Here is a 26521-nt window from a genome sequence, read left to right as displayed (position 1 = left end):
AGCTCAGGCCCGGCCTCCGGCCGGGTTTTTTTGTGCCCTTCAGCCCATGTGCGGCATCGTTGCCCTGATCGGTTCGCGGGAGGCGGCTCCCCTGCTGCTGGAAGGGCTGCGGCAGCTCGAGTACCGCGGCTACGACTCCGCCGGCATCGCNACGGTGAGCGGTGGCGCCATGCACTGCCTCAAGGCTGAGGGCAAGCTGGCCAACCTCGTCGCCCGATTCGAGCTGGAGGGGGCTACGGGGCAGTGCGGCATCGGGCACACCCGCTGGGCCACGCACGGCAAGCCGGAGGAGCGCAACGCCNATCCCCATCTCGATGCCGGGGGNNAGCTGGCCGTGGTGCAGAACGGCATCATCGAGAACCACCGCAGCCTGCGGGAGGAGCTCCAGGCCGCTGGCGTGGCGTTCCGCTCCGACACCGACACCGAAGTGATCCCGCACTTGGTGGCCCGGCAGCTGGAGCCGCTGCTGGCCGAGGGCAGGCCCGCCACCGGCGCGCTGCTGCTGCAGGCCGTGCAGGCGGTTCTGCCGCTGCTGCAGGGGGCCTATGCCCTGGCCGTGGTGTGGGCCCGCACGCCCGGTGCCCTGGTGGTGGCCCGCAAGGCGGCGCCGCTGCTGATTGGCCTGGGCGAGGGGGAGTTCCTCTGCGCCAGCGACACCCCCGCCCTGGCGGGGTTCACGCGCACGATCCTGCCGATGGAGGACGGCGAGGTGGCGCTGCTGACCCCGCTGGGGATCGAGCTCTACGACCAGGCCGGCGAGCGGGTGGAGCGCGCACCCAGCCTGCTGAGCGGCACCGAGCACGTGGCCGACAAGCGCAGTTTCCGCCACTTCATGCTCAAGGAGATCCACGAGCAGCCCGAGACGGCGGCGCTCTGGCTCGCCCGACACCTGCCTGAGCAAGGGCCGCTGGTGGCTCTGCCGCTCGACCACGACTTCTACGGCGGAGTGGAGCGGATTCAGATCCTGGCCTGCGGTACCAGTCGCCACGCCGCTCAGGTTGGCGCCCATCTGCTGGAGCAGCTGGCGGGCATCCCCAGCAGCGTGTTCTATGCCAGTGAATTCCGCTATGCGCCGCCGCCGCTGGCGCCTCACACTCTCACCATCGGTGTCACCCAGTCGGGTGAGACGGCCGACACCCTGGCTGCCCTGCTGATGGAGCAGGAGCGGCGCCAGCTGGTGGCCGACCCCGCCTATGCACCGCGGCTGCTCGGCATCACCAACCGGCCGGAGAGCTCCCTGGGGCGCCTGGTGGATCACATCCTCGACATCGGTGCCGGCATCGAGGTGGGCGTGGCGGCCACCAAGACGTTCCTGGGCCAGCTGCTGGCCTTCTACGGCCTCGCCCTGGCCTTTGCCGAGCGGCGGGTGGGCCAGCCCGCCGGCGGCGGCACGATCACCCGCCAGCGGCTGCAGGAGCTGGTGGGCGGTCTGCGCGCGGTGCCCGATCAGCTCCGCCAGCTGATCGACGACCACGACCTGCGGGCCGCGGCCCTGGCCCACCAGTTCGAGAGCACCCAGGATGTGATCTTCCTCGGCCGCGGCATTAATTTCCCGATCGCCCTGGAGGGAGCGCTGAAGCTCAAGGAGATCAGCTACATCCACGCCGAGGGCTATCCCGCCGGAGAGATGAAGCACGGCCCGATCGCCCTGCTGGATGCGCGCGTGCCGGTGGTCTCGATCGCCATGCCCGGTGCGGTGTTCGAGAAGGTGCTCAGCAACGCCCAGGAGGCCAAGGCCCGTGATGCGCGTCTGATCGGCGTGGGACCCGCCTGTGGCGACACCGAGCTGTTCGATGTGCTGCTGCCGATGCCGGCGGTGGATGAGCTGCTCAGTCCGCTGCTCACCCTCATCCCCATGCAACTGCTCAGCTACCACATCGCTGCTCACAGGGGTCTGGATGTGGATCAGCCCCGCAATCTGGCCAAGAGCGTCACCGTGGAGTGACCGCTGGGCTGACCGCCGTATCCGAGCGGCCGTAGCGGTCCTCGAACCGCACGATGTCGTCCTCGCCCAGGTAGGCGCCGCTCTGCACCTCGATCATTTCCACCGGGATCTTGCCCGGGTTGGAGAGCCGGTGCCTGCAGCCCAGAGGGATGTAGGTGCTCTGGTTCTCGCCGACCAGCTGCTCCTGGCCGTCCTTCTCCACCACGGCGGTGCCCTTCACCACGATCCAGTGCTCGGCGCGGTGGTGGTGCATCTGCAGCGACAGGCTGGCACCGGGATTGACCACGATCTTCTTCACCTGCCAGCGCTCGCCCTCGGTGATCCCGTCGTAGCAGCCCCAGGGCCGGTAGATGCGGCGATGGGCCTGGCTTTCGCTGGCCCCCTCGGCCTCCAGTCGCCCCACGATCGTCTTCACCTCCTGGGCGTGGCTGCGGTGGGCCACCAGCACTACGTCGTCGGTTTCCACCACCACCAGGTCCTCCACACCGAGTCCCACCACGAGGCGGTGTTCGCTGCGCAGGTAGCAGTTGCGGCTGGCCTCGCTGATCACCCGACCGCGCAGCACGTTGCCCTGGCCGTCGCGCTCGGCGGTCTCCCACAGGGCGCTCCAGCTGCCCACGTCGCTCCAGCCGGCCTGCAGGGGCAGCACCGCGCCGCGGTCGGTCTTCTCCATCACGGCCACGTCGATGGCCAGGTTGGGGCAGCGGGCGAAGGCCTCCCGCTCCAGCCGCAGGAAATCCAGATCGGAGCTGTCGTGCTCCAGGGCGGCCCGGCAGGCGCTCACCACCTCCGGCGCCAGCCGTTCCAGTTCGGCCAGCATGGCGCTGGCGCGGAACAGGAACATGCCGCTGTTCCAGGTGAAGCGGCCACTGGCCAGGAACGCCTCGGCGGTGGCTCGATCGGGTTTCTCCACGAAGCGCGCGATCGGCACCGGTTCGGCCAAGACCAGTGCGCCACCATCGGCGCTGGTGAGCGGTGCGGCCGCNTCGATGTAGCCGTAGCCGGTTTCAGGAGCCGTCGGCACGATGCCGAAGGTCACCAGCTGGCCGGCCTCGGCCGCCGGCAGCCCGGCGATCACGGCGGCTCGGAAGGCGGCGGCGTCGCGGATCAGATGATCGGCGGCCAGCACCAGCAGCAGCGGATCAGCGCCTCCGGCGGTGGCCTGGAGCGCGGCGATCGTCACCGCCGGGGCGGTGTTGCGGCCCATCGGCTCCAGCAGGATCGCCGCTGGCTCCACGCCGATCTGGCGCATCTGCTCGGCCACGATGAAGCGGTGCTCCTCGTTGCAGACCAGCAGCGGTGGCGCCTGATCCGGCAGACCCACCAGCCGCAGCTGGGTCTGCTGCAGGAGGGTGTGGTCGCCGCTGCCGGCCAGAGCCCAGTACTGCTTCGGGTAGCTGGCGCGCGAAAGGGGCCAAAGGCGCGTGCCCGTGCCGCCGCAGAGAATCACTGGAACCAGGCTGGAGCTGCTGTCGGGCACGATCTGACCGGAGCACATCCACCCCAGATTCGCGCACCCCGCCGGCCGCTGTATGGCGCTGGTCAGGACTCCATCAGAGTTCGAGCAGCCCGGGCGGCGGGGTGAGCCCGATCCAGCCCTCCTGCACGTGCACCTCCGGCACGATCGCCATCACGAACGGGATCAGGATCCTGCGGTTGCCACGCTCTTCGCCGAGGGCCACCTCAAGCAGGTCGTTGCCGGCATGGATCAGGTCCTGCACCCGGCCGATCACCTCACCGGAGTCCAGCAGCCGCACCTCCAGTCCCACCAGGTCGAGCAGGTGGAATTCCCCGGGCGCCAGTCTGGGCCGGTCACTGGCGTCCACCAGCAGCTCGTGCCCCACCAGTGCCTCGGCGGCGTTGCGGTCGTCGATGCCGTCCAGGCGGATCACGAACAGCTCCTTGCCGGGCAGCCGGCGGCCGCTGTGGAGTTCAACGGCCCGGGCCGGCTGGCCGCCGCGGCGCAGCCAGCGCCGTCCAGGCCTGGTGAAGCGCTCCGGGAAGTCGCTGAGCGGCAGCAGCCGCAGTTCACCCTGCAGTCCCTGGGCGGCCACCAGCCGTCCCACCACCACCAGCAGCTCCTGCGGTGGAAACGGCTCGGGCGGCGGGACTGAGCCCTGCAGCGGTTCGGGGGACGGCTGTTCGGATCGCATCGGGCGGCTGGACTCGGCAGCAGCGGTGTCTGGGGTTGATAATGACGCCGCCCCCCTCGACTTCCATGGCCAACCTGCCGATCCTGCCGGGCTCGACCGTGGTGGTGCGGGACCAGCGCTCCATCTACAACGGCTATCGCGGCTTCGTGCAGCGGCTCAGCGGCAGCCAGGCTGCCGTTCTCTTCGAAGGTGGCAACTGGGACAAGCTCGTGACCCTGCCGCTCAGCACTCTGGAGCAGTCCTGAGCCGCTGCAGGGCGATCCGGGCGGCATCCTGCTCGGCTGCCCGGCGGGAGCTCCCCAGCCTTCAGCAGCGGTGTCATCACCCACCTCCACCTCGCAACGGAAACGGCGCGGGTCGGCGTGGATGCGGCTGCGTTCCTCGCAGCGGTAGCGGGGCAGCCCCAGATTCCGGGCCTGGGTCCACTCCTGCAGGCCGGTTTTCCAGTTGTGGCGGTCGGGATCGGCCAGCTGTTCAGCGCTGCTGCGCTGCCAGTGGGGGGTGAGCCACTCCAGCACCGGCCTGAGGCCTCCCCGAGCACCTCCCCAGGTGAGGTAAAGGGCCCCGATCAGGGCCTCGCAGAGTTCGGCCCGGAGGGTGGCGCGAGCTGCCGGATCCCCGGCAGCCATCGGCCCGATCCGCCACACCGCTTCGATGCCGCAGCGCTCGCCCAGCTCCGCCAGCCAGCGATCGCTGACCAGCTGGGCCCGCAGGGTCGACTGGCGACCGACGCTCAGCTGGCCATGCCGCTCCCGCAGGTACTCGGATGCGGCCAGGCGCAGCACGGCATCGCCGAGGAATTCCAGCCGCTCGTGATTGTGGGTCAGCCTCGCCGAACTGTGAGAGAGGGCCTCCTCGATCGGAGCCAGGGCCGCTGCACTGCCGCCGGGGCCGTCGGCGGCGGTTGGATCGACACCGAGGCTGCGCAGAAAGGTCAGCAGACGTTGGCGGCGCTGCGGGGTCACGACGGCGCTGGGTGGAAGGGGTGAAAGCAGGACGTAAGCCGGGTTCTGTTCTCCGCCGGCGCCCGGAGACGCTGCGGCGGGGATGATCATCTGTCTGGGACCGCCGTTGCCGGCGGCCTCGAGCGGCGCGCTTGGGGCGGGACTGGTGCCATGGCCAACCGTTGTCCCTGGGCCTTGCTCCCGGCCGGGGTTTACCGAGCCAGCACCTCTCGATGCTGCTGGTGCGCTCTTACCGCACCTTTGCACCCTTGCCTGTGCTCTGCTCCACCGAAGCGGAACCGGGGCCATCGGCGGTGTGTTTCTGTGGCACTCTCCTCACGGTCACCCGCACTGGGCGTTACCCAGCAAGCCTGGCCATTGGGGAGCCCGGACTTTCCTCAACCAGGCAGGCTTCCGTTCCGAAGACCATCAGCCTCCCGATCGCGATCACCTCGCCTGCTTTCGGATCCCATCATCGCCCGTGGCGGATGCCCAGCCCGATCGCGTGGTCGATAATGGCGGGACGCTGAGCGTGAGCTCGGCCCTGGGGCTGTAGCTCAGCCGGATAGAGCGACGGTTTCCTAAACCGTAGGTCGTGGGTTCGAGTCCCGCCAGCCCCGTCGAGTGGTTGCAGCACGCACCAGCACGCTCTGTGCCATCACGCCGACGGTCGTCAGCACTACAGCTAGTGCCCTTCCCAATTCAGGCACCGCGGCTAGCGTGGCCCCAGTCGCCGTTCCGCGATGACCCAGCTGCATGACCTGCGCCTGCGCCTGCTGGTGCAGCAGGAGAGTGAGCGCATTGCCAACAGCCAGACCGACGATCTCGATCTCTCGGTGGTCCAGGCCCGCTGCCTCTGCTGGCTGGCGCTCCTGGCGGAGGCCCACGAGGAGCAGGCCGGCGATGCCGAGCGCCGCGGCGACACAGAGCAGGCGATGGGATGGTTCGCCGATTCGATGCGCCTGCGCGACGTGATCAATGTGGTCAGTTCGATCGAGATTCCCCTGCCGGCTGCTGCCGAGACGGAGGATGGGCAGACCGATGCCGACGCTGATCCGGGTCCCCTGGCCGCCTGAGGGCTTCCCGGTGCCATGATGGGATTTGATGACAGATGGGATCGCGGTGCCCGAAGAGCCCTGCCAATGCCCTGATTGCCAGCGTTTCTATCGGGAACATGACCGATTGATCCGCGAGAACCCNACCCTGCGTCAGCAGCAGGAACTCAACTGGGCGGCATTGCAGGCTTTCCGCACCCTGGCCGGGCGGGTGCTCGATGAACTGCAGAAGCTGCATGGCGATGGAGCNGTGGAGGGCCCCGCTGCCGTGGCTCCGGGGGCAGCTGCCACGGAATCCGACGGCGTGCAGCAGGCCATGGCCGATCTGGAGAACATCAACGCTCACCTCTTCTCGATCGAGGCCCTGATGGAGCGCATCTTCGATGTGCGCGTTCCCGAGGCGGTGGAGCAGAAATTCCGCGAGGTGGCCGGGGAACTGGCCCCGGACCCCCTCAATGCCGACCGCTTGCGGCTCAACCGGCTGCTGCATCAGACGCCGGATCTGCCCGGTTAGTCCAGTTCGCAGGTGATCGTGATCGGGTAGGGCTCCGCCTTCCAGATCCGTTCGGCGTAGTCCNTGATCGAGCGATCCGAGGAGAAGAATCCGGTGCGGGCCGTGTTGAGCAGCGACATGCGGTTCCAGCGGCGACGATCCGCCCAGACGTCGTCGACCGCCTCCTGGGCGCGCAGGTAATCGGCGAAGTCGGCCAGCACGAAGAAGGGATCACGGCCGGTGAGGTTCTGGAGCAGCGGCCGGAACAGATCGCCGTCGCCGTTGCTGAAGTGCCCNTGCTCGATCAGCCGCAGCACTTCACCCAGCTCCGGCAGGGAGGGGATCAGTTCCCAGGGGCGGTAGCCGTCACGGTGCAGCGCGTTGATCTGCTCAGCGGTCTTGCCGAACAGGAAGAAGTTCTCGACCCCNACATGCTCGCGGATCTCCACATTGGCACCATCCAGGGTGCCGATCGTGAGTGCGCCGTTCATGGCGAATTTCATGTTGCCGGTGCCGGAGGCCTCCTTGCCCGCGGTGGAGATCTGCTCGGAGAGATCGGAGGCTGGATACACCCGCTCGCCCAGCTTCACGTTGTAGTCGGCCAGGAAGACCACCCGTAGCCTTCCCTCCATGTCGGGATCGGAATTCACCGTTTCGGCGATGCCATTGATGAAGCGGATGATCAGCTTGGCCATGTAATAGCCCGGCGCCGCCTTACCGCCGAAGATCACCGTGCGCGGGACCATTCCCTCAGCCTGGCCGTTCTTGATGCGCAGATATCGGGCGACGACCTGGAGGGCGTTGAGATGCTGGCGTTTGTATTCGTGGATCCGCTTCACCTGCACGTCGAACAGGGATGCCGGATCGACGAGCACGCCGGTGTGGCGATGAATGTAGTTGCTGAGCTGATGCTTCACCGCCAGCTTGGTGGCTCCCCAGCGCTCCAGCAGAGCGTCATCGTCGGCATGGCGCTCCAGCTGGCGCAGCTGATCGAGATCGCGGATCCAGCCCTCGCCGATCGTTTCGTTGAGCAGGCTGGAGAGCTGTGGATTGGCCAGACCCACCCAGCGTCGGGGTGTCACGCCGTTGGTCACGTTGGTGAACTTCTGCGGCCAGAGGGCCGCGAAGTCGGGGAAGAGCTCTGTTGTCACCAGCTGGCTGTGCAGGGCTGCCACGCCGTTGATGTGGTGCGAGGCCACCGTGGCCAGATTGGCCATGCGTACCGCCTTGCTGCCTTCCTCGTCGATGATCGAGACGCGGCGCAGGATGTCTTCGTTGCCGGGGTATTTGAGGCGCACCTGCTGCAGGAAGCGGCGATTGATCTCGTAGATCAGCTCCAGGTGGCGCGGCAGCAGCGACCCGAACAGCGGCAGGCCCCACTTCTCCAGGGCCTCGGGAAGCAGGGTGTGGTTGGTGTAGGCCACCGAGGCGGTGGTGATGCCCCAGGCGGTCTCCCAGTCGAGGTGCTTGTCGTCGAGCAGCAGCCGCATCAGCTCGGCCACGGCGATCGCCGGGTGGGTGTCGTTGAGCTGCACCGCCCAGTGGTCGGCGAACTCGGTGACCGGGATGCCGCGGGCGTCCAGGTTGCGGATCATGTCCTGAAGGGAGCAGCTCACGAAGAAGTGCTGCTGCTTCAACCGCAGGCGGCGGCCTTCGTCGGTGCCGTCGTTGGGGTAGAGCACCTTCGAGAGGGTCTCGCTGCCCACCTTCTCCTCCACGGCGCCGTAGTAATCACCGATGTTGAAGGCATAGAAGTCGAAGCTCTCGGTGGCGTCGGCGCGCCAGAGGCGCAGCCGGTCGCAGGTGTTCACCCGGTAGCCCAGCACCGGTACGTCGTGGGGAACGCCGATCGCATGCTCATCGGGAATCCAGCGCACTCTGTAGTTGCCGTTGTCGTCGCGGTAGTTCTCGGTTCGTCCGCCGAAACCCACGAAGCAGGCNTGGTCGGGGTGGGGCAGTTCCCAGGGCCAGCCGCTCTTGAGCCACTTGTCGGTGATCTCCACCTGCCAGCCGTCGCGGATCAGCTGGTCGAAGATGCCGAATTCGTAGCGGATGCCGTAGCCGGTGGCCGGAATCTCCAGCGAGGCGAGCGACTCCAGGAAACAGGCTGCCAGGCGACCCAGGCCGCCGTTGCCCAGCCCCGGCTCCTCCTCCACCTCCAGGATCTCGTTGAGGTCGTCGACGCCGAAGCGCTGCAGGGCTTCCGCCGCGGCCTCCTGGATCCCCAGCATGAGCAGGTTGTTGCCCAGCTGGGGGCCGATCAGGAACTCGGCGAGAGGTAGGCCACCACGCGGGTGGGGGTGGTGCTGATCGCCTCGAGCCCGGCCAGGTAGCGGGTCATCAGCCGGTCGCGCACCGCGTAGCTCAGCGCCATGTAGAGGTCGTGGCGGCTGGCGGTGGGGGCCAGCTTGCCGAGCGTGTAGAAGAGGTGCTCGGTCATGCCGTCGAACACGTCATCGGCCATCAGGCCGCTGCGGTCGGGGTCGGCATAGCAGCCCGGTGTGGGCAGCCTCAGATTGCTGGGCAGCAGTTCGCTCATGCCGGCAGCTCCGCGGGGTTGGCCTCGGATCGCCCGGGCCAGTGGAGTTCCAGCGCCAGCCGGTCACCTCAGGGGCGTCCATGCCGTGGGTGTGGGCGTAGGCGCGGTGACGGATGATCTCGTCCTTCATGCGTTCCTTGACGTGCGCGGCGCGGGAGCCGAGGGTCGGCACGCGGTCGATCACGTCGATCACCAGGTTGAAGCGGTCGATCTGGTTGTTCATCGCCAGCTCCAGTGGCGTGTTGATGTTGCCCTTCTCCTTGTATCCCCGTACATGCATGTTCACGTGGTTGGTGCGGCGGTAGGTGAGGCGATGGATCAGCCACGGGTAGCCGTGGAAGTTGAAGATCACGGGCTTGTCGGTGGTGAACAGGCTGTCGAAGTCGCGGTCCGAGAGGCCGTGGGGATGTTCGCTGGGCTGGGTGAGGGCAAACAGCTTCACCACGTTGAGCACCCGGATCCTGAGCTGGGGGATTTCGCGGCGCAGGATCTCCACGGCCGCCAGGGTCTCCTTGGAGGGGATGTCGCCGGCGCAGGCCAGTACCACATCGGGATCATCGGGCTCGGTGCCGCAGTCGTCGTTGCTGGCCCACCGCACGATGCCGATGCCCTTGGCCACATGGGCGCGGGCCTGGTCCAGGGTCATGTACTGGAGATGCTTCTGTTTGTCCGAGACAATGATGTTGCAGACGTTGGTCTCCACCAGCGCCTCCTCGGCCACCGCCAGCAGACAGTTGGCATCCGGGGGCAGGTAGACACGCACCACCTCGCCGCTCTTGTTGCCGGCCAGGTCGATGAAGCCGGGGTCCTGATGGGTGAAGCCGTTGTGGTCCTGGCGCCACACCGTCGAGGAGATCAGGCAGGTCCAGGGGCCGATCGCGCCCGCCAGGGGGCGTGATGAATGCAGCTCTCCAGCCACTTGGCGTGCTGGTTGAACATCGAGGCGATCACGTGGGCGAAGGCCTCGTAGGTGTGGAAGAAGCCGTAGCGGCCAGTGAGCAGGTAGCCCTCCATCATCCCCACCAGGGTGTGCTCGGAGAGCATCTCCACCACCCGGCCGTTGCGGCTCAGTTCACTGCCGTTCATGTCCTCCGGCAGGAATTCCTCCATCCACACCTTCTTGCTCACCTCGTAGATGGCCTGGAGACGGTTGGAGGCGGTTTCATCCGGCCCGAAGACGCGCATTGAATCCGGATTGCGGGCGATCAGATCGCGCAGCAGCTGGCCGAGGGGATAGGTGTTCTCCGCCTCGCTGGTTCCGGGCTGCTCCACCGGCACGGCGTAGGTCTCGATCGGTGGCAGGCGCAGCTTGCGGCGCAGCACGCCGCCGTTGGCATGGGGCTTGGAGCCCATCCGCAGCGGGCCCTGGGGGGAGAGGGCCTTGAGCTCCGCCTTGAGCGCGCCGTCGGCGCCGAACAGCTCCTCGGGGCGGTAGCTGCGCAGCCAGCTCTCGAGCATGGCCAGTTGTTCCGGGTCCCGGTTCGGCGCCGGCAGGGGCACCTGGTGGGCGCGCCAGAAGTTCTCCAGCTTCTTGCCGCGCAGCTCCTCAGGGCCGGTCCAGCCCTTGGGGGAGCGCAGCACGATCATCGGCCAGGCGGGGCGCACGGCCTCGCCGCTTTCGCGGCACCCCCGGCGAACCCGCTGGATGGTGGCAACGGCCTGGTCCATGGCATCGGCCATGGCGGCGTGCATGGCCATCGGTTCGGATCCCTCCACGAACAGGGGCTCCCAGCCGTAGCCGCGCATCAGGCTGGCCAGCTCCTCGCGGGGGATGCGGGCCAGCAGGGTGGGGTTGGCGATCTTGTAGCCGTTGAGGTGCAGCACCGGCAGCACGGCGCCATCGCTGATCGGATTGAGGAATTTGTTGATGTGCCAGCTGGTGGCCAGCGGCCCGGTCTCCGCCTCGCCGTCGCCCACGCAGGCCAGGGCGATCAGGTCGGGGTTGTCGAACACCGCCCCGCAGGCGTGGGAGAGCACATAGCCCAGTTCTCCCCCCTCATGGATCGACCCGGGGNTTTCCGGGGTGCAGTGGCTGCCGATGTGGCCGGGAAAGGAGAACTGCTTGAAGAAGCGGCGCATCCCCTCGGCGTCCTGGCTCTTGTCGGGATAGATCTCGCTGTAGGAGCCATCGAGGTAGGTGGGGGCGAGCACCCCGGGCGCGCCGTGGCCCGGACCCGACAGATAGATCATGTCGAGGTCGTGCGCCCGGATCACCCGGTTGGCGTGGGCCCAGATGAAGGCCTGGCCCGGACTCGATCCCCAGTGACCCAGCAGCCTGTTCTTGATGTGCTCCGGTCGCAGCGGCTCCCGCAGCAGCGGGTTGTCCTGGAGGTAGATCATCCCCACCGCCAGGTAGTTGGCGGCGCGCCACCAGGCGTCGATCCGCTCGAGTTCCTGCTGCGACGCGGCCCGGGGCCCCTGCTGGAGAGCGGTCGCTTCTGGGGGCATGGCCTGCCATCGATCGCCTGAAGTGACCGTAGCGATTGATGCAGGGCGGTGCCTGCCGGACCTCTAGAGATCAGCGTCTGAACACCAGACCGGCCTTAGCGTCGGCGCCATTCGCTTTCTCCCATGACCCTGCCAGCCCTGTTGCTCGAGGTGGGAGGCCACCAGCTCGAGGTGGCCGACACCCTGATCTCGGTGGGTGAGTTCCTGGTGATCTTCGTGGCCGCCCGCACGCTGGCGGAGCTGATGGTGCGCTTCCAGCTGCCCACGATCCTGGGCGAACTCGTGGCCGGCGTGCTGATCGGCGTGTCGGGTCTGCATCTGATCGTGCCGCCCGAAACCCAGGCCCAGCTCAGCGGCTGGGGCCTGTCGCTGCTCAGTTCCCTGTCGGACCTGCCGGGCGAGGCGGTGGCCGATCTCTACCGCGAAACNTTCCCCAATCTGCAGGCGGTCTCCCAGATCGGCCTGTTCGCCCTGCTGTTTCTCACCGGCCTCGAGAGCGAACTCGATGAACTCGTGGCCGTCGGTCTGCAGGCCACGACGGTGGCGGTGACCGGGGTGGTGCTGCCCTTCGCCCTGGGCACCGCCGGCCTCTATTACTTCTTCCACGTGCCGCTGATCCCGGCCGTGTTCGCCGGCGCGGCGATGACCGCCACCAGCATCGGCATCACGGCCAGCGTGTTCGGCGAGTTGCGCTATCTGCGCACCCGCGAGGGCCAGACGGTGATCGGTGCGGCGGTGCTCGACGACATCCTCGGCATCGTGATCCTGGCGGTGGTGGTGAGCCTGGCCGGCGGCGATGGCTTCAGCATCGGCCCGATCCTCAGGCTGGTGGCCGCGGCGGGGGTGTTCGTGGCGGCGGCGCTGTTCCTCAGCCGCACCGCGGCCCCCGGCTTCGACTGGGTGCTCGATCAGCTCAAGGCCCCAGGCGAGGTGGTGGTGGCCAGTTTCGTGGTGCTGTCCCTCTGCTGCTTCTCGGCCCAGGCGATCGGGCTGGAGGCGGCCCTGGGGGCCTTCGCCGCCGGCCTGATCCTCAGCAGCTCGCGCCACACCCATGCCATCCAGGCAACGGTGAAGCCCCTGGTGGCCCTGTTCGCCACGATCTTCTTCGTGCTGATCGGCACCGGCATGGACCTCTCGGTGCTCAACCCCTTCGATCCGGCCAACCGCGAGGGGCTGGTCGTGGCGGCGTTCCTGCTGGTGGTGGCGATCGCCGGCAAGGTGGCGGCCGGCTGGAGCTACGTGAGCAAGGAGAAGACCAACCGCCTGGTGGTGGGTCTGGGGATGATGCCCCGCGGAGAAGTTGGCCTGATCTTCCTCGGCCTCGGCAGCCAGGCCGGCCTGCTCACCCCGGCCCTTGAAGCCGCCATCCTGCTGATGGTGATCGGCACCACCTTCCTGGCGCCGATCCTGCTACGAGTGGTGCTGGGTGGCAGTGCTGGAGGCCCCGACCTTGACCCCNNCGCCGAAATCCCCACCTGAGACCTCCGGCGCAGCGGGTCTCGATCTGCTGCGGCGCTGGGGCCTGAGCTGGGGCGGCTGGTTCGACAACCGTCGCGGTGAATGGTGGCTGCTGGCCCAGCTGACGCTGATCGCCGCCCATCTGCTGCCGCCATGGCCGGCCCCCGGCAGTTGGGGCTACGCCTGGCCGCTGCCCCTCGCCATCGGCGGGGCGACGCTGTTCCTGGTGGGGCTGGTGCTGGCTGCCCTGGCCTTCCGGGGCCTCGGGCCGAGCCTCACGCCGCTTCCCGAGCCGATGGCCGGCGCCCCCCTCATGACCAGCGGGGCCTATGCTCGCTGCCGCCATCCCCTCTACCAGGCGATCCTGGTCTGCTCGCTGGGGATCACGCTCGCGCTCGGCAGTCTGCTGCACCTGGCCCTGCTGCTCGGGCTGGCGGCGGTACTGGGCGGCAAGGCCCGGCGTGAGGAGCGCTCCCTGGCGGCCACCCATCCCGAGTACACCGCCTACAGGAGCGCCACGGCGGCGATCATTCCCCGTTGTCCCTGGCTCGACTGGCGAGCGCTGTGAACAGCCCCCAGCCGCAGGCCATCAGCCCCAGGCTGGACGCCCAGGAGGGTCCCAGGGCCCAGCCGAGGCCCAGGTCGGTGAGGGTGCCGATCGCCAGGGCCAGGGCCAGGCTGGCGATCACGAGCAGCAGCTGCTGCACGGCCGGTTCGAGGCTGCCGGCCGCCAGGGCCTGCTCGAGGCGCGTCAGCGGCAGGCTCAGCGGCAGGTAGAGGGCCAGGGCCCAGAGGGCGATGCCCGGCAGCAGGGCTGACCAGTCGGGGCCGATGAGGGGCAAGGCACGCGGGCGATTCTCCCTAGCATCGACCCTCGATGCCGCTTTCCGGTGCTCACGCCAACCGCACAGATCCAGCCCTGGAGCCATCTCGGTCATCCGGTGCATGCGGTGCAGGCCGGGCCGGAGCGGCCCGAGGGGCCGGCTGTGCTGCTGGTGCACGGTTTCGGCGCCAGCACCGACCACTGGCGCCACAACATTCCGGCCCTGGCCGGTCGCCATGAGGTGCATGCCATCGATCTGCTCGGCTTCGGCCGCAGTGCCAAGCCTGCCGGTCTTCACTACGGCGGCGCCCTCTGGCGCGACCAGCTGGCCGCCTACGTGGCCGATCGCATCGGTCGCCCCACGGTATTGGTGGGGAATTCCCTGGGGGGGTTCGCCGCTCTGGCCGCCGGCGTGGCCCTGGGTGAGCAGGCCGCCGGCGTGGTGCTGCTCAACGCCGCCGGACCGTTCAGCGATGAGCAGGCGCCACCGCAGGGCTGGGCCGCCATCGCCCGCCAGACGATCGGCGGGGCGCTGCTGAGGAGCCCTGTGCTGCAGCGGCTCCTGTTCGAGAACCTGCGCCGCCCTGCCACGATCCGCCGCACGCTCAACCAGGTGTACCTCGACCGCACCAACGTGGATGAGGCGCTGGTGGAGGCGATCCGGCGGCCGTCGCTGGATGCCGGCGCCTTCGGGGTGTTCCGCACCGTGTTCGATATCCCGCGCGGTCAGCCGCTCGATGAGCTGTTCGCTCAGCTGGGTTGTCCGCTGCTGCTGCTCTGGGGCATCCGCGATCCCTGGATCAACGCCGCCGGTCGTCGCGCCGCCTTCCAGCGCCATGCCCCGGCGGCCACCACCGAGCTGGTGCTCGAGGCGGGTCACTGTCCCCATGACGAGGTGCCCGACCAGGTGAACGCGGCCCTGCTCGAGTGGCTGGCGGGCCTCAGCGGGCCGGCTCCTCGGAAGCGGGCTGAACCCCCGGCAGCCGTCCGCGCGCCAGCTGCTGCAGGGGATCGAACTGGCGCTTGATCGCCTCGATCAGTGGCCGGGACGGGGCATCGAGCCAGGCCGGGATGTAGCTCCCCGCCGGCTGGCTGAGCACGGTGAGGTGGCCGCCCAGGTCGTGGCAGCGGCGGCGCAGTTGCTCCACCTGGTGGCCCGCCAGCCGGTCGCGAGCAGCCCAGACCATGCCGAGACCGCTGCCGGCGGCAAAGCACCAGGGGATGGCTGCCAGAGCCCGCTCCTGCAGCAGGGTGTCCAGCCGATCGGGCTGCACGCCCAGCCGCAGCAGCCATGCCGCAGGCTCGCCGGCCCGATCAGCCTGGCCCTCAGCCACGCGTTGCTGGAGTGCATCGGGGCCCAGGGGCTCCACCTGCAGCTGCTGGGCGCGCTCGCGCACACAGGCGATCTGCTCGCTCAGCGTCTGGCTGCTGATGCTGGCCAGGCTGATCAGCAGACCGGTTGAGCCTTCGCTCTGCTGCCAGTCGATCCGCTCCGGGCTGAGGCTGGAAGCCAGCAGCCAGCTTGCCGTGGCCGCCAGTTCCGGGGCCGCACCGCTCAGCCAGAGGCCGCGGCGCTCGGGTGGCTGGGGCTGGGTGCGCAGCGTCACGGCCGTGATCAGCGCCAGGGAACCCCAGCTGCCGGTGAGCAGCCGCATCAGGTCGTAGCCGGCCACGTTCTTCACAACCTTGCCGCCGGCGCGGGCGCGGGTGCCGTCGGCGCGCAGCAGCTCGATGCCGATCAGCTGGTCGCGCACGCCGAGGTAGCGCTGCCGCAGCCCGCCGGCGAGGCCGCGGGCCACCAGGCCGCCGATGCTGCCGCTGGCCTCGCCGGCGGCGCCGCTGCCCCAGGGCCAGTCGAGCGGCAACCACTGCCGGTGCTGGGCAAGCTCCTGCTGCACCTCGCTCAGCGGGGTGCCGGCCGCCACGGTGATCGTGAAGTCCCCCGGGTTGTGCTCGCGGATACCCCGAAGCCCGGCGGTGCTGAGCACCAGGGGCTCCGCCTGCACCGGCGGCCCCCAGTGGAGTCGGCTGCCAAGCCCCGCCGGCAGCCAGGCGATGCCCTGCCGGTGCAGGTCTTGCACCAGCTCCTGCAGCTCGCTGGGCTCAGGGCGCATCACGGCACGATGGTGCCATGGCCGCCCCCCTCAAGATCGTCGTGCTCGACGACGACCCCACCGGGTCGCAGACGCTGCACAGCTGTCCGCTGCTGCTGCGCTGGGATCCAGAGACGCTGCGTGCCGGACTGCGCCACCCCTCTCCCTTCCTCTTCATCCTGGCCAATACCCGGGCTCTGGATCCGGCCGCGGCGGCCGAGCGGGTGCGGCGGATCTGCCAGGCGATCAAGCCAGCCCTGCAGGAGGCGCAGGCCGCGGCTGAGCTGGATCAGTGGCTGATCGTGAGCCGCGGCGATTCCACCCTGCGGGGCCACTTTCCCCTGGAGGCCGAGGCGATCGCGGCAGAGCTGGGACCCTTCGATGCCAGCTTCCTGGTGCCGGCCTTTCTGCCCGGCGGCCGCACCACCGTGGCCGGCGTGCATTACCTGCATGGAGAGGCCGTTCACACCACGCCGTTCGGTGCCGATCGCCTGTTCGGCTACAGCACCAGCTTTCTGCCGGCCTGGGTGGAGGAGAAGAGCGGCGGGCGGATCGCCGCCACCACGGTCGAGCGGATCACCATCGCCGAGCTGGAGACGGGCGGCGATGCCCTCCTCCGGCGTCTGGCCGGCCTGACGCACCATCCCTGGGTGGTGGTGGATGCGGAGCGGCCGCAGCACCTGGCGGCGCTGGGAGCGGCGGTGCGCGAGCTCACGGCTCCGGCTGCAGCCGAGCGCTGGGGCCGGCCGCGGCGCTTCCTGTTCCAGTCGGCCGCCAGCCTGCTCAACGGTCTGGTGGAGATCGGCCGCCAGCCGCTGGATCCGGCCGCTCTGGTGGCTCTGCGCCGTCGGGGCGCCGACGCTGTGCCGCTGCCGGGGCTGGTGCTGGTGGGTTCCCATGTGCCGCTGGCGGATGACCAGCTGGAGCGGCTGCTGCAGGAGCCCCGCTGCGAGGGGGTCGAGCTGCCGGTGCAGAGCCTGGCGCGGCTGCTCGAGGGGCCGGCGGCGCCGGAACTGCTGGCCAGCCTGGAGCGGCAGTGGCTTCAGCGACTGAAGGCGGTGCTGGCGGCCGGGCGCACGCCGGTGCTGTTCACCAGCAGGGGTGAGCTGCCCTGCCGCCACGCGGCCGAGCGTCGCCGCCTCGGGCAGGAGCTGGCGGGTCTGATGGGGCGGCTGGCCGCCGCCCTGGCGCCCCAGCTCGGTTACCTGATCAGCAAAGGCGGCATCACCAGCCACACCCTGATGGAGGACGGCCTCGGCCTGGCTCTGGTGGAGCTGCAGGGGCAGCTGCTGCCCGGGCTCTCGCTGGTGCTGACTCCCGCCGATGCGGCGGTGCCGGGGCTGCCGCTGCTCACCTTCCCGGGCAACCTCGGCGATGCCGACAGCCTGCGGGATGCCTGGAGCCTGCTGGAGGATCAGGGCGGTGCACTGGCCGGCACCAGGGCCAGGTAGTCGGCGACCGCGATCGGCTGCTCCTGCCGGTAGCCCACCGGCAGCCAGAGGTCGCCGGCCTCGCTGGCCACGTGGATCTCCCAGTGGTAGAGACCGGTGTAGGCGCGTGGGTCGTCCCTGAGCAGCGCTGCATAGTGCAGCACGGCCTGGCCGTAGTGATCGCTGTTGTTGTAGCCCCACAGGCCGCGGCGGATGTCGCGCAGACCGCCGCGGCGCACCAGGTAGCGGGCGGCCGCCTGGATGGCGTCGTGAGGGTCATGGATGTCGCCCTCGCCCACGCCCGGCTGGGCCCAGGTGCTCGGCAGGAACTGCATCGGGCCCTGGGCGTTGGCCACCGACACGCCGTCGATGCGGCCCATGCCCGTTTCGACCAGGTTGATCGCCGCCAGCACCTCCCAGTCGATGCCGGTGGCGGCAGCGGCCTTGCGGTAGTGCGCCAGCAGCTCCTCGGCCGGGGCGGGGGCGATGATCCGCCAGGCGGGCAGGCGGCTCAGGCCCGGATGGCCCCGGTGCATGGCCAGGAACTCGCGCCTTGCCGCCAGGTGGAGTTCGGCAACGTGCCGCCAGTGCTCCGGCAGCGCCGCCAGCACCGCCGCGGCGCGGCGGTCGTCGCCTGAGAGCACCCGATAGATCACCTGCTGTTGGTGGCCCAGGCGGGGCAGGGCGGTGGTGGCGGTGGCGGGGTTGCGCAGGGCTTCCTCCACCGCCACCAGCAGGTGGGCCACGTCGGCGGGATCGGTCGGCACCAGGGGATAGTGGCGCCCGTCGGCCTGGCGGGGCAGGGCGGGATCGACGGGCAGGATAGGGCCGTCGTCGGGTCTGCGCTCTGGCTGCGGCACGGCGTTGGTGGCCTCCCTACCGTCGGCGGGGCGGGGCCCTTCCGGTCCGCGGGGGGTGAGGCCCAGGGCGAGGCCACCGCCGAGGCCCAGCAGGCCGGTGGCGAGCAGCGCTGGGAGCAGGCGGGTGGTTGTCATGGTGGCCGGCCAGCCGGTCGCTCAGACCCTATCGAGCTCCGGCCCTGCCGGCTGCGGCGGTGTCAGCCAGCCCAGCCGCTCGGCCAGCAGGCTCAGCGGCCAGGCCAGGGCCACCAGCAGGGCCGCGGCCAGAGTGAGCATCGGTGCTCCGGCGGCCGTGCCGATCAGAAAGGCCAGTGACACCGCCGCGATCAGCAGCGGCGTGAGTGGGTAGGCCCAGCAGCGGAAGGGGCGGGGCAGGTTCGGTTCCAGGCGGCGCAGGCGCAGCAGGCTGGCGATGCCGGTGAGGGGCAGGCTCACGTAGAGCAGGGCTCCCAGGCCGAGCAGCTGCTCGAAGGAGCCGGCCAGCACCAGCAGGGCCGCCGCGCCGCTGGTGAGCAGCAGGGCGGGAACCGGCGTGCCGCCGCCGTTGACCGCGCTGGTGAAGGCCGGCAGCAGCCCATCGCGACCGAGGCCGTAGAGGATGCGCGGTGCTGCCATCACCACGGTGTTGATCAGGCCGAGCACTGCCAGCAGGGCCACTCCCGTGATCACGGCGCCGCCGGCGGGCCCCGCCAGGGCCCGGGCCGCCAGGGCGGCCGGCAGCTGGGAGCTGGCCAGCAGCGGCAGCGGCAGCACGTGCAGCAGGGCGGCGTTGATCAGCAGGTAGAGCGCCGTCACCGCCAGCACTCCACCGAGCAGCGAGCGGGGCAGGTCGCGGGCCGGCTGGCTGAATTCCTCGGCGAAGTACACCGGGCTGGCCCAGCCGTCGTAGGTGGTGATCACGGCCTGCAGAGCCAGCACGACGGCAGCGCCGCGGGACTGCCAGCCACCATGGCCCAGGGGAGGCGGGTCGCCCTGGATCGCCAGGGAGGCCCCCTGCTCGAGTGCCGCCCGCGCCTCGTCGGCTCCCGGCAGCAGGAAGCAGCCGGCCACCAGGGCCAGCAGGGCCCCGGCCTTGGCGAGACTGAGCCATTCCTGGCTGGCGCTGCCGGCCCGCAGGCCGCGCAGCTGGATCACGGTGAACAGGGTCAGGGCGGCCAGGGCCAGCAGCCGCGCCGTGAGTCGGCCGCTGTCGGCGAGGCCGGGCAGGAGAGAGGCCGGCAGCAGGGCCTGGCCGTAGTCGCCCGCCGTGGTGGCCACCCAGGCCAGACCGATGCTGTGGGCCAGCCAGTCGGTCCAGCCCACCAGCAGGCCGGCGCGGCGGCCGAAGGCCCGCTCGGCGTACACATACCAGCCGCCGGCCCGGGGCAGGGCCGCCGCCAGCTCGGCGGTGCAGACCGCGCCCAGCAGGGCGTAGAGGCCCCCGGCCATCCAGACCCCCAGCACCGGCGCGATCGCCGGCAGCTGCGCCGCCACCAGCCCTGGGGTGCGAAGGATGCCGGCGCCGATCGTGCCGCCCACGGCGCCGGCCAGCCCGAAGCCCAGCCCCAGGATGTGGAGCAGGCGGCCCTGGCCGGGCTCAGCCATGGCCGGCCAGCCGCACGAACAGGTGCATCTGCTGGCTGCCGGGCGCCATCGGCACTTCCTTCACCTTCAGGTAGGGCTGCGCCTTCACCAGTTCGCTCAGCTTGCGGAAGCCGTAGTTGCGGGCATCGAAGGACGGGTCGTTCTTCTGCAGCAGGCTGCCCACCATGCCGAGCGGTGCCCAGCCGTCATCCTGGGTCACCGCCGTGATCGCCTCGCTCAGGAACGGGCGCAGCGGCGGCACCGCGTCGGTCTGGTCATCGCTGTTGTCGACCGATCGCTGCTGGGCGCCGGCCGGGCCGGCGCCGCCGGCGGAGCTCCGCAGAATGTCGGTGTAGAGGAATCGGTCGCAGGCGGCCACGAACGCCTTCGGCGTCTTGCGCTCCCCGAAGCCGATCACCAGCAGCCCCTGCTCGCGGATGCGTGTGGCCAGGCGCGTGAAGTCGCTGTCCGACGACACCAGGCAGAAGCCATCCACCCGGCCGCTGTGCAGCAGGTCCATGGCATCGATGATCAGGNCTGAATCGGTGGCGTTCTTGCCGCTCGTGTAGCTGAACTGCTGCACCGGCACGATCGCGTGCACGTTCAGCACATCCTTCCAGCTGCCCAGCTGCGGTGTGGTCCAGTCGCCGTAGGCCCGCTTCACGGTGGCGGTGCCCACCTGGGCCACCTCGGCCAGCAGGTCGCTGATCACGGCCGCCTGGGCATTGTCGGAATCGATCAGGACGGCGAGGTTGGGGGCGTCGCGGTTCATCGGCGGTTCATGGCTTGTTGCCCTCTGCGCTGCCCTCTGCGGTGTCTGCGGAGCCGGCCCGCCAGCTGAGCTCCAGTAGCTGCAGCGGATGCAGCACGGGCCGGGCCTGGTCGGCCTCCTCCAGATGCCGGCGGATCTGCAGGCTGCAGCCGATGTTGGCGCTGGCCACCAGCTCGGCCCCCGTGCCGATCAGNTCGTCGGCCTTGATCCGGCCCAGGGCGGCGGCCTCCTCCGGTTGCACGAGGTTGTAGATGCCGGCGCTGCCGCAGCAGACCCCTGCCTCGGTGGCTTCCCGAAGCACCAGATGGGGAATCCGGCGCAGCAGTTCGCGCGGCTCCACGCTGATGCCCTGGCCGTGCAGCATGTGGCAGGCATCGTGATAGGCCACCGGCAGGGGGTGATCGGCCGTGGCGGCTGTCCCATCGCCATGGCGCAGGGGCTGGAGGCAGGCCAGGAAGGTCTCGCTCAGGCCGAGTTCGTGAAGGAACTCGTGCACGTCGCGCACCCGGGATGCGAAGGCGCTGCCGCGGCTGCTCCAGCCGGGCTCCCCGGCGAGGATCGCGTCGATCTGCTTGAGCGTGTGACCGCAGCCGGATGCCGCCACCAGCACGGCATCGAGCGGTTCGGGGCCGGCCGGTCGGCCCGGGCCCACCACCGCCTCGAAGCTCTCGATCACGGCGCGCGCCAGCTGCCGGGTCTGCCCCAGTTCCCCCTGGTGGTGGGTCACGGCGCCGCAGCAGCCCTGGTCGGGCGGGATGACCACCTCCACGCCGTTGGCCCGCAGCACCGTGATCGCGGCCGTGTTGACCGCAGGATCGAACAGCCGCTGCACGCAGCCCAGCAGCAGCCCGATCCGGGCCCGGCGCTGCCCAAGCGCCGGCAGCACCACGGGGAAACCGTCGCGGAAGGCATCCGCCGCCAGAGGCGGCAGCAGCCGCTCCATCGCCTCCAGCTGCGGGCCGAACAGGCGGGTCAGGCCGCTGCGCCGTGCCAGGGCCTGCAGCGGGGTGCCGGCGTAGGCCCGCAGTGGGGCCAGCACCGCCCGCAGCCGCTTCGGGTAGGGCAGCAGGCTGAACAGCAACCGGCGGAAGGCCCGCTGGGCAGGCGTGCGGAGTTCAGGGGCATTCAGTTGCGGCCGGGTGTCGGCGATCAGCTGGTCGTAGCGCACCCCCGACGGACAGGCCGTGACGCAGGCGAAGCAGCCCAGGCAGCTGTCGAATTGCCGCGCCACCGTGGCGTCGAGCTCCAGCTCGCCGGCTTCGATCGCCTTGAGCGCGTGGATGCGGCCCCGTGGGGAATCCATCTCCGTGCCCAGCACCCGGTAGCTGGCACAGGTGGGCAGGCAGAAGCCGCAGTGCACGCACGGGTCTGCGGCCCTGGCGGTAGGCCGGGCAGGGTCATCAACGGAGTCTGCCCGGCCTGCATGCTCAGCCGCCGAAGTGGCGCACCACGGCCTCGGCGAAGCCGGAGCAGCTCACCGGCTCCACCCGCGGCTCCATCAGCCGGGCCAGGTCGTAGGTGACCTCCCCGTTGGCGATGGCGGCGCTGATCCCCTGGGTAATCAGGTCGGCGGCCTCCTGCCAGCCCATGTACTCGAGCATCATCACGCCGCTGAGGATCACCGAGCCGGGGTTGATGCGGTCGAGGCCGGCGTGCTTGGGCGCCGTGCCGTGGGTGGCCTCGAAGATGGCGGCGCTGTCGCCGATGTTGGCTCCCGGTGCCATGCCCAGTCCCCCNACCACGGCTGCGGCAGCATCGGAGATGTAGTCGCCGTTGAGGTTGAGGGTGGCCAGCACGGAATACTCCTGCGGCCGCGTCTGGATCTGCTGGAAGATGCTGTCGGCGATGCGGTCGTCGACCAGCACCATGCTCTTCCACTTCCCATAGCCGTGGCTCTCGCCGATCGTGTCGAGCACGTGCCGCACCTCCGCATCGATCGCCGCCTTCTTCTCGGCCGTGAGGCTGTCGTAGCCGGGTTCGATCAGGCGGGCGTTGTCCTGGACGCTGAGCGAGTGATCGCGCTCCAGGTTGTCGAGGATCCAGCTCTCCCGTTCGGTGACGCAGACATCACGGAATTCGGTGGTGGCGAGCTCGTAGCCCCAGTCGCGGAAGGCGCCCTCCGTGAACTTCATGATGTTGCCCTTGTGCACGAGGGTGACGTGCCGTTTGTTGCCCTGCAGGCCGAGCGCGTGGCGGATCGCCTTGCGGATGTGGCGCTGGGTGCCGTGCTTGCTCACCGGCTTGATGCCGATGCCCGATCCCTCGGGAATGCGCCGGTTGCCGAGCTTGCCGTTGGCGGGGATCACCACGTCGTTGAGGTGCTGGATCAGCTCGACGCACACCGGATCGCTGGCCTCCCACTCGATGCCCATGTAGATGTCCTCGGTGTTCTCGCGGTACACGACCACATCGAGGTCCTGGGGACGCTTGTGGGGCTGGGGTGCCTGGTAGTAGCGGCAGGGCGCACGCAGCAGTACAGATCGAAGATCTGGCGCAGGGCCACGTTCAGCGAGCGGATGCCGCCCCCGATCGGTGTGGTGAGCGGGCCCTTGATGGCCACGCCGTAGTCGCGGATGGCGGTGAGGGTGTCCTCCGGCAGGTACTGATAGGTGCCGTAGAGCTCACAGGCCTCGTCCCCCGCGTACACCTTGAACCACTCGATGCGGCGCTGGCCCCCGTAGGCCTGGGCCACGGCCGCATCGAGCACCTTCTGGGTGGCGGGCCAGATGTCCACACCGGTGCCGTCGCCGCGGATGAACGGGATGATCGGATCGTCGGGAACGATCGGCTGGCCGTTCTCGAAGCGGATCGGCGTGCCCTGGGTGGGGGGGCTGAGCTTCTCGTAGCTGGCCATGGGCTGCTGCTGACCGGTGGCGGCGGAAATGGTCCGGCGAGCCTAGGTTTCAGGGATCCGCGGTTCTGCTCAGGGGAAACGGCATGAACGCCGCCGACCAGGCCCGATCACTGGAACTGGCCCGCGCGATCGCCGCGGCGGCGGTGCGCTTCCGCACCCACTTCCCTGACGCCCGCGCCAATCTCACACCCTGGCGCGACGATCCCCAGACCCGCGCCTGGGCCGAGGCCGAGAGCGTGGATCTCTCGTTTCACTTTCCCGGCTGGAATCCCCGCAACCAGTGCCGCTCGATGCTGGTGCAGCTGCGGCTGGAGGGGGCGCCGGTCGCGGGGCGTCCCCGGCTGCTCGGGGTGGTGATCCGTGGCCTTACCTACGAATCGGAGCGCTGGCGGCTGGCCACGGTGGGCGACTGGCAGCCCAGTGGCCAGCACCTGCCCGAGCCGGGGGTGGTGGCCCGGCTGCACCAGGTCTGCCGGGAACTGTTCGACATCTTTGAGGCGCCCCCGGGCGGTGCTTTGCATCCCTCCGACCGCGACCCCGGCGCCGAGGATGAGGGCCGGGCGGCGTAATCCTTCGCAACCTTGACGCCGACGTGGCGGAGGGCCCGCCTAATTTTTCCCTTCGCTCCCGTTGCGCTCCCGCCCGGCCATGCCTGTCGCCCTCGCCTCCCAGTTGCGTGAAGGGACGAAGAAGTCCCACACCATGGCGGAGAACACCGGTTTTGTGAGCTGCTTCCTCAAGGGGGTGGTCGACAAGGCCAGCTATCGCACGCTGGTGGCCGATCTCTACTTCGTGTATTCGGCCATGGAGGAGGAGATCGGCAGGCTGCGCGCCGCCGGCCATCCGGTGGTGGGGCCGGTGGGCTTCCCCGAACTCAACCGCCGCGAGGCCCTCGAGCAGGATCTCGCCTTCTACTTCGGTGCCGACTGGCGCAGCGCCGTGACGGCCACGCCCGCAGCCCAGGAGTATGTGGCCCGCCTCCACCAGGTGGCCCGGGAAGCTCCCGAACTCCTGGTGGGCCATCACTACACCCGCTACATCGGTGATCTCTCCGGGGGTCAGATCCTCAAGAACATCGCCCAGAAGGCGATGAACCTGGGCGAGCATGATGGCCTGCGCTTCTACGAGTTCGACGCCATCCCCGACGAGAAGGGCTTCAAGACCAACTACCGCGCCACCCTCGACAACCTGCCGATCGATCAGGCCACGGCCGATCGCATCGTGGCGGAGGCCAACCACGCCTTCCACCTGAACATGAAGATGTTCCAGGAGCTGGAGGGCAACCTGATCGCCGCCATCGGCAAGGTGCTGTTCGGCTTCCTCACCCGCCGCCAGCGGGCCGGCAGCACCGAGGTGGTGGCCGCCTGAGGGGCTGCCACCACCCTTCACCTGCGCCAGAGTCGGCCGGTCCGGCTCCAGCTGCTGCGTGCGCCCCCTCCGCTTCCTGGTGCCTGGCACCAGCGGTCGTTACCGCTGCGGCGGCCTGCTCGTGGAGCAGCAGACGGCTCGCCTGCTCCACGACCTGGTGCCCACCCAGCTCGTGACTTACCGGCAGCGGGAGGNAGCCAGGACCGCATCGGAAGGTCTGTAACTCGGTCATCGCCTCAAGGTCCGCTCCATTTATCGCCGGACCTGCTTTTACCGCCACCACCCGCCACCCCAGCCCCAGCCGGAGCCGCCGCCGCCGGTCAACTGAGCCTCCAGCGGGCCAGAGTCAGAGCCGGGCGATGGCGGCCCGGGTCTCCCTGGCGTCCTGCTTGCGGCGCTCCTCCTGGCGTTTGTCGTGCAGCTTGCGGCCCTTGCCCAGGCCGATCGTCACCTTGATCCAGGACCCCTTCAGGTGCATGTTGAGGGGCACGAGGGTGAGGCCCTTCTGATCGAGGGCGCCGCGCAGCCGATCGATCTCGCGCCGGTGGGCCAGCAGCCGGCGCACCCGCAGCGGGTCGTGGTTGAAATAGGCGCCGGCATGGCTGTGGGGCGAGATGTGCACGTTGTGCAGCTGCAGTTCGCCATTGCGCACCAGGCAGAAACCATCGCGCAGATTCACCTGGCCGGCACGGATCGATTTCACTTCGGTGCCGAGCAGCTCGACGCCGCATTCCAGCGTTTCGAGGATCTCGTACTGGTGCCGGGCGAAGCGATTGTCGGCCAGCAGGCGATTGGCCGCGTTACGCCGGGCCCTGGCGGCGGCCTGCTTTGCTCCGCCTTTCGCCATCGTTGCCGGCCTCATCTCTGCACCGGATCGACCCTAGAGGCCCCCCAGCGCCTGGCATTGCCGGTACCCTCCTCTCATGGCCATCGTGTCGTCCGGTTCAGGCCGTCCCTCTTCAGGACAGCCCGGTGCAGAGCGGCTCCTTGGAGCGCGGTTGGTGGATGCGGCCGAGCCGGAGGTGACTGAGCTCGGCCAGCCCGACTCCTTTCAGGCCGATGGCCTCCCTGCCGACTCGCTGCGGCCGCGGCGGCTGCAGGAGTACATCGGCCAGAGCGAGCTCCGGCAGGTGCTGGGCATCGCCGTGGAGGCCACCCGCAGTCGCGGTGAGGCCCTCGATCACGTGCTGCTCTACGGCCCACCGGGCCTCGGCAAGACCACCATGGCCCTGGTGCTGGCCGAGGAGCTGGGGGTGCGCTGCCGCATCACCAGCGCCCCGGCGCTGGAACGCCCGCGCGACATCGTTGGCCTGCTGGTGAATCTGCAGCCGCGCGAGCTGCTGTTCATCGATGAGATCCACCGCCTCAACCGGGTGGCCGAAGAGCTGCTCTACCCGGCGATGGAGGATTTCCGCCTCGATCTCACCGTGGGCAAGGGCACCACCGCCCGCAGTCGCAGCCTTCCGATCGCCCCGTTCACCCTGGTGGGGGCCACCACCCGCGCCGGCTCGCTCAGTTCGCCGCTGCGGGATCGCTTCGGCCTGATCCAGCGGCTCGAGTTCTACGGGCTCGACGATCTGCAGGCGATCGTGCTGCGGCGGCCGGCTCCTGGATCTCGATCTGGAGTCCGGCGGCCCTGGAGGTTGCCCGGCGCTGCCGCGGCACCCCCCGCATCGCCAACCGTTTGCTCCGCCGCGTGCGGGATGTGGCCGCCGTGGGCGGC

19 protein-coding genes, 1 tRNA gene, 1 other RNA gene and 6 pseudogenes are annotated in these 26521 nt (G+C 69.7%); 13 read left to right on the top strand and 14 right to left on the bottom strand.

Translation table 11 applies throughout. The features are described 5' to 3' along the window. Positions 1 to 46: 46 nt before the first annotated feature. On the top strand, positions 47 to 1945 hold the full coding sequence (gene glmS, locus SYNGFB01_RS00350) for a glutamine--fructose-6-phosphate transaminase (isomerizing) (protein WP_048016462.1): 1899 nt from the start codon (positions 47 to 49) through the stop codon (positions 1943 to 1945). On the opposite strand, the gene SYNGFB01_RS00345 is transcribed toward glmS, so the two are convergent. Together SYNGFB01_RS00345 and rimM are read right to left on the bottom strand one after the other, a co-directional pair. After that, complete coding sequence (locus SYNGFB01_RS00345) at positions 1932 to 3443, bottom strand: mannose-1-phosphate guanylyltransferase/mannose-6-phosphate isomerase (RefSeq protein ID WP_048016461.1); 1512 nt, start codon at positions 3441 to 3443, stop codon at positions 1932 to 1934. The genes glmS and SYNGFB01_RS00345 overlap by 14 nt on opposite strands. A 55-nt stretch (positions 3444 to 3498) precedes the next feature. Then, positions 3499 to 4098, bottom strand: coding sequence for a ribosome maturation factor RimM (gene rimM, locus SYNGFB01_RS00340; protein ID WP_082325773.1), 600 nt, complete (start codon positions 4096 to 4098; stop codon positions 3499 to 3501). 65 nt (positions 4099 to 4163) lie between these two features. On the opposite strand from rimM, the gene SYNGFB01_RS00335 reads away from it, so the two are divergent. Further along, the gene (locus SYNGFB01_RS00335) at positions 4164 to 4343 is read left to right on the top strand and encodes an NAD(P)H dehydrogenase subunit NdhS (RefSeq protein WP_048016460.1); all 180 of its coding nucleotides are present in this window, start codon (positions 4164 to 4166) and stop codon (positions 4341 to 4343) included. Between the two features lie 108 nt (positions 4344 to 4451). Here the strand turns inward: SYNGFB01_RS00335 and SYNGFB01_RS12745 are convergent. Continuing rightward, a pseudogene (locus tag SYNGFB01_RS12745) lies at positions 4452 to 5063 on the bottom strand (ribonuclease III domain-containing protein); the annotation flags it as partial. Between the two features lie 18 nt (positions 5064 to 5081). Beyond that, positions 5082 to 5506, bottom strand: an RNA gene (gene rnpB / locus SYNGFB01_RS12220) — RNase P RNA component class A. Positions 5507 to 5588: 82 nt separating this feature from the next. Here rnpB and SYNGFB01_RS00325 point away from each other — a divergent pair. The 3 genes from SYNGFB01_RS00325 to SYNGFB01_RS00315 all read left to right on the top strand — a co-directional run bounded on the left by SYNGFB01_RS00325 (position 5589) and on the right by SYNGFB01_RS00315 (position 6611). After that, positions 5589 to 5662, top strand: a tRNA-Arg gene (locus SYNGFB01_RS00325). Between the two features lie 123 nt (positions 5663 to 5785). Next, complete coding sequence (locus SYNGFB01_RS00320; protein WP_048016458.1) at positions 5786 to 6118, top strand: hypothetical protein; 333 nt, start codon at positions 5786 to 5788, stop codon at positions 6116 to 6118. Between the two features lie 46 nt (positions 6119 to 6164). Then, positions 6165 to 6611, top strand: coding sequence for a hypothetical protein (locus SYNGFB01_RS00315; protein ID WP_048016495.1), 447 nt, complete (start codon positions 6165 to 6167; stop codon positions 6609 to 6611). Here the strand turns inward: SYNGFB01_RS00315 and SYNGFB01_RS00310 are convergent. Together SYNGFB01_RS00310 and SYNGFB01_RS00305 are read right to left on the bottom strand one after the other, a co-directional pair. Beyond that, a pseudogene (locus SYNGFB01_RS00310) lies at positions 6608 to 9129 on the bottom strand (glycogen/starch/alpha-glucan phosphorylase). The gene SYNGFB01_RS00315 and the pseudogene SYNGFB01_RS00310 sit on opposite strands and share 4 nt — an antisense overlap. Before the next feature lie 46 nt (positions 9130 to 9175). Further along, positions 9176 to 11577 (bottom strand): annotated as a pseudogene (locus SYNGFB01_RS00305) (phosphoketolase); the annotation flags it as partial. Between the two features lie 123 nt (positions 11578 to 11700). Here SYNGFB01_RS00305 and SYNGFB01_RS00300 point away from each other — a divergent pair. Together SYNGFB01_RS00300 and SYNGFB01_RS00295 are read left to right on the top strand one after the other, a co-directional pair. After that, positions 11701 to 13056: a cation:proton antiporter gene (locus tag SYNGFB01_RS00300; protein ID WP_048016457.1), complete on the top strand. Its 1356-nt coding sequence runs from the start codon at positions 11701 to 11703 to the stop codon at positions 13054 to 13056. Further along, positions 13028 to 13603, top strand: a complete 576-nt coding sequence (locus SYNGFB01_RS00295) for a methyltransferase (protein WP_082325778.1) — start codon at positions 13028 to 13030, stop codon at positions 13601 to 13603. Before SYNGFB01_RS00300 ends, SYNGFB01_RS00295 begins: the two co-directional genes overlap by 29 nt. On the opposite strand, the gene SYNGFB01_RS00290 is transcribed toward SYNGFB01_RS00295, so the two are convergent. Beyond that, the gene (locus tag SYNGFB01_RS00290; RefSeq protein WP_048016456.1) at positions 13563 to 13877 is read right to left on the bottom strand and encodes a hypothetical protein; all 315 of its coding nucleotides are present in this window, start codon (positions 13875 to 13877) and stop codon (positions 13563 to 13565) included. The genes SYNGFB01_RS00295 and SYNGFB01_RS00290 overlap by 41 nt on opposite strands. Positions 13878 to 13925: 48 nt before the next feature. Here SYNGFB01_RS00290 and SYNGFB01_RS00285 point away from each other — a divergent pair, with 48 nt between their 5' ends. After that, positions 13926 to 14885 (top strand): alpha/beta fold hydrolase, encoded by a 960-nt coding sequence (locus SYNGFB01_RS00285; protein ID WP_082325772.1) that lies wholly within the window; start codon positions 13926 to 13928, stop codon positions 14883 to 14885. Here the strand turns inward: SYNGFB01_RS00285 and SYNGFB01_RS00280 are convergent. Then, positions 14800 to 15972 carry an FAD-binding oxidoreductase gene (locus SYNGFB01_RS00280; RefSeq protein WP_048016455.1) on the bottom strand — a complete coding sequence of 391 codons (1173 nt, stop codon included), beginning with the start codon at positions 15970 to 15972 and terminating at the stop codon, positions 14800 to 14802. The genes SYNGFB01_RS00285 and SYNGFB01_RS00280 overlap by 86 nt on opposite strands. Positions 15973 to 15989: 17 nt before the next feature. Here SYNGFB01_RS00280 and SYNGFB01_RS00275 point away from each other — a divergent pair, with 17 nt between their 5' ends. Further along, a complete protein-coding gene (locus SYNGFB01_RS00275; protein ID WP_048016454.1) occupies positions 15990 to 17402 on the top strand; it encodes a four-carbon acid sugar kinase family protein in 1413 nt (470 codons plus the stop codon). Here the strand turns inward: SYNGFB01_RS00275 and SYNGFB01_RS00270 are convergent. The 5 genes and pseudogenes from SYNGFB01_RS00270 to SYNGFB01_RS00250 form a co-directional block, all read right to left on the bottom strand. Further along, the gene (locus SYNGFB01_RS00270; protein ID WP_082325770.1) at positions 17366 to 18376 is read right to left on the bottom strand and encodes a lytic transglycosylase domain-containing protein; all 1011 of its coding nucleotides are present in this window, start codon (positions 18374 to 18376) and stop codon (positions 17366 to 17368) included. The genes SYNGFB01_RS00275 and SYNGFB01_RS00270 overlap by 37 nt on opposite strands. Before the next feature lie 21 nt (positions 18377 to 18397). Continuing rightward, positions 18398 to 19825 carry an APC family permease gene (locus tag SYNGFB01_RS00265; RefSeq protein ID WP_048016453.1) on the bottom strand — a complete coding sequence of 476 codons (1428 nt, stop codon included), beginning with the start codon at positions 19823 to 19825 and terminating at the stop codon, positions 18398 to 18400. Further along, complete coding sequence (locus SYNGFB01_RS00260) at positions 19818 to 20576, bottom strand: NYN domain-containing protein (RefSeq protein ID WP_048016452.1); 759 nt, start codon at positions 20574 to 20576, stop codon at positions 19818 to 19820. Before SYNGFB01_RS00260 ends, SYNGFB01_RS00265 begins: the two co-directional genes overlap by 8 nt. A 7-nt stretch (positions 20577 to 20583) precedes the next feature. Continuing rightward, entirely contained in the window at positions 20584 to 21936 is a 1353-nt protein-coding gene (locus SYNGFB01_RS00255; RefSeq protein WP_048016451.1) for a (Fe-S)-binding protein, read from the bottom strand. Positions 21937 to 22003: 67 nt separating this feature from the next. Then, positions 22004 to 23430: pseudogene (locus SYNGFB01_RS00250) on the bottom strand (NADP-dependent isocitrate dehydrogenase). 83 nt (positions 23431 to 23513) lie between these two features. Here SYNGFB01_RS00250 and SYNGFB01_RS00245 point away from each other — a divergent pair. From SYNGFB01_RS00245 to SYNGFB01_RS13915, 3 genes and pseudogenes are all read left to right on the top strand, one after another. Beyond that, positions 23514 to 23999 carry a hypothetical protein gene (locus SYNGFB01_RS00245; RefSeq protein ID WP_048016450.1) on the top strand — a complete coding sequence of 162 codons (486 nt, stop codon included), beginning with the start codon at positions 23514 to 23516 and terminating at the stop codon, positions 23997 to 23999. 79 nt (positions 24000 to 24078) lie between these two features. Continuing rightward, entirely contained in the window at positions 24079 to 24798 is a 720-nt protein-coding gene (locus SYNGFB01_RS00240) for a heme oxygenase (biliverdin-producing) (RefSeq protein ID WP_048016449.1), read from the top strand. A 58-nt stretch (positions 24799 to 24856) separates the two neighbouring features. Next, positions 24857 to 24991 (top strand): annotated as a pseudogene (locus tag SYNGFB01_RS13915) (glycosyltransferase family 1 protein); the annotation flags it as partial. Between the two features lie 153 nt (positions 24992 to 25144). On the opposite strand, the gene smpB reads toward SYNGFB01_RS13915, so the two are convergent. Further along, positions 25145 to 25645 (bottom strand): SsrA-binding protein SmpB, encoded by a 501-nt coding sequence (gene smpB / locus SYNGFB01_RS00235; RefSeq protein WP_048016448.1) that lies wholly within the window; start codon positions 25643 to 25645, stop codon positions 25145 to 25147. A 76-nt stretch (positions 25646 to 25721) separates the two neighbouring features. On the opposite strand from smpB, the pseudogene ruvB reads away from it, so the two are divergent. After that, positions 25722 to 26521 (top strand): annotated as a pseudogene (ruvB, locus tag SYNGFB01_RS00230) (Holliday junction branch migration DNA helicase RuvB); the annotation flags it as partial.

Origin of the sequence: Synechococcus sp. GFB01 (assembly GCF_001039265.1) — a bacterium.
Classification (GTDB): Bacteria; Cyanobacteriota; Cyanobacteriia; order PCC-6307; family Cyanobiaceae; genus NIES-981.
Note: the sequence above shows the minus strand (reverse complement) of the source record. Positions and strands in the feature narration are given on the sequence as shown.

What these genes read in the sequence shown, in the direction of transcription:
- rimM (WP_082325773.1), bottom strand. Translation starts at nt 4,098, where the DNA reads ATGCGATCCGAACAGCCGTCCCCCGAACCGCTGCAGGGCTCAGTCCCG.
- SYNGFB01_RS00335 (WP_048016460.1), top strand. Translation starts at nt 4,164, where the DNA reads ATGGCCAACCTGCCGATCCTGCCGGGCTCGACCGTGGTGGTGCGGGAC.
- SYNGFB01_RS00320 (WP_048016458.1), top strand. Translation starts at nt 5,786, where the DNA reads ATGACCCAGCTGCATGACCTGCGCCTGCGCCTGCTGGTGCAGCAGGAG.
- SYNGFB01_RS00280 (WP_048016455.1), bottom strand. Translation starts at nt 15,972, where the DNA reads ATGCGCCCTGAGCCCAGCGAGCTGCAGGAGCTGGTGCAAGACCTGCAC.
- SYNGFB01_RS00275 (WP_048016454.1), top strand. Translation starts at nt 15,990, where the DNA reads ATGGCCGCCCCCCTCAAGATCGTCGTGCTCGACGACGACCCCACCGGG.
- SYNGFB01_RS00270 (WP_082325770.1), bottom strand. Translation starts at nt 18,376, where the DNA reads ATGACAACCACCCGCCTGCTCCCAGCGCTGCTCGCCACCGGCCTGCTG.
- SYNGFB01_RS00265 (WP_048016453.1), bottom strand. Translation starts at nt 19,825, where the DNA reads ATGGCTGAGCCCGGCCAGGGCCGCCTGCTCCACATCCTGGGGCTGGGC.
- SYNGFB01_RS00245 (WP_048016450.1), top strand. Translation starts at nt 23,514, where the DNA reads ATGAACGCCGCCGACCAGGCCCGATCACTGGAACTGGCCCGCGCGATC.
- SYNGFB01_RS00240 (WP_048016449.1), top strand. Translation starts at nt 24,079, where the DNA reads ATGCCTGTCGCCCTCGCCTCCCAGTTGCGTGAAGGGACGAAGAAGTCC.
- smpB (WP_048016448.1), bottom strand. Translation starts at nt 25,645, where the DNA reads ATGGCGAAAGGCGGAGCAAAGCAGGCCGCCGCCAGGGCCCGGCGTAAC.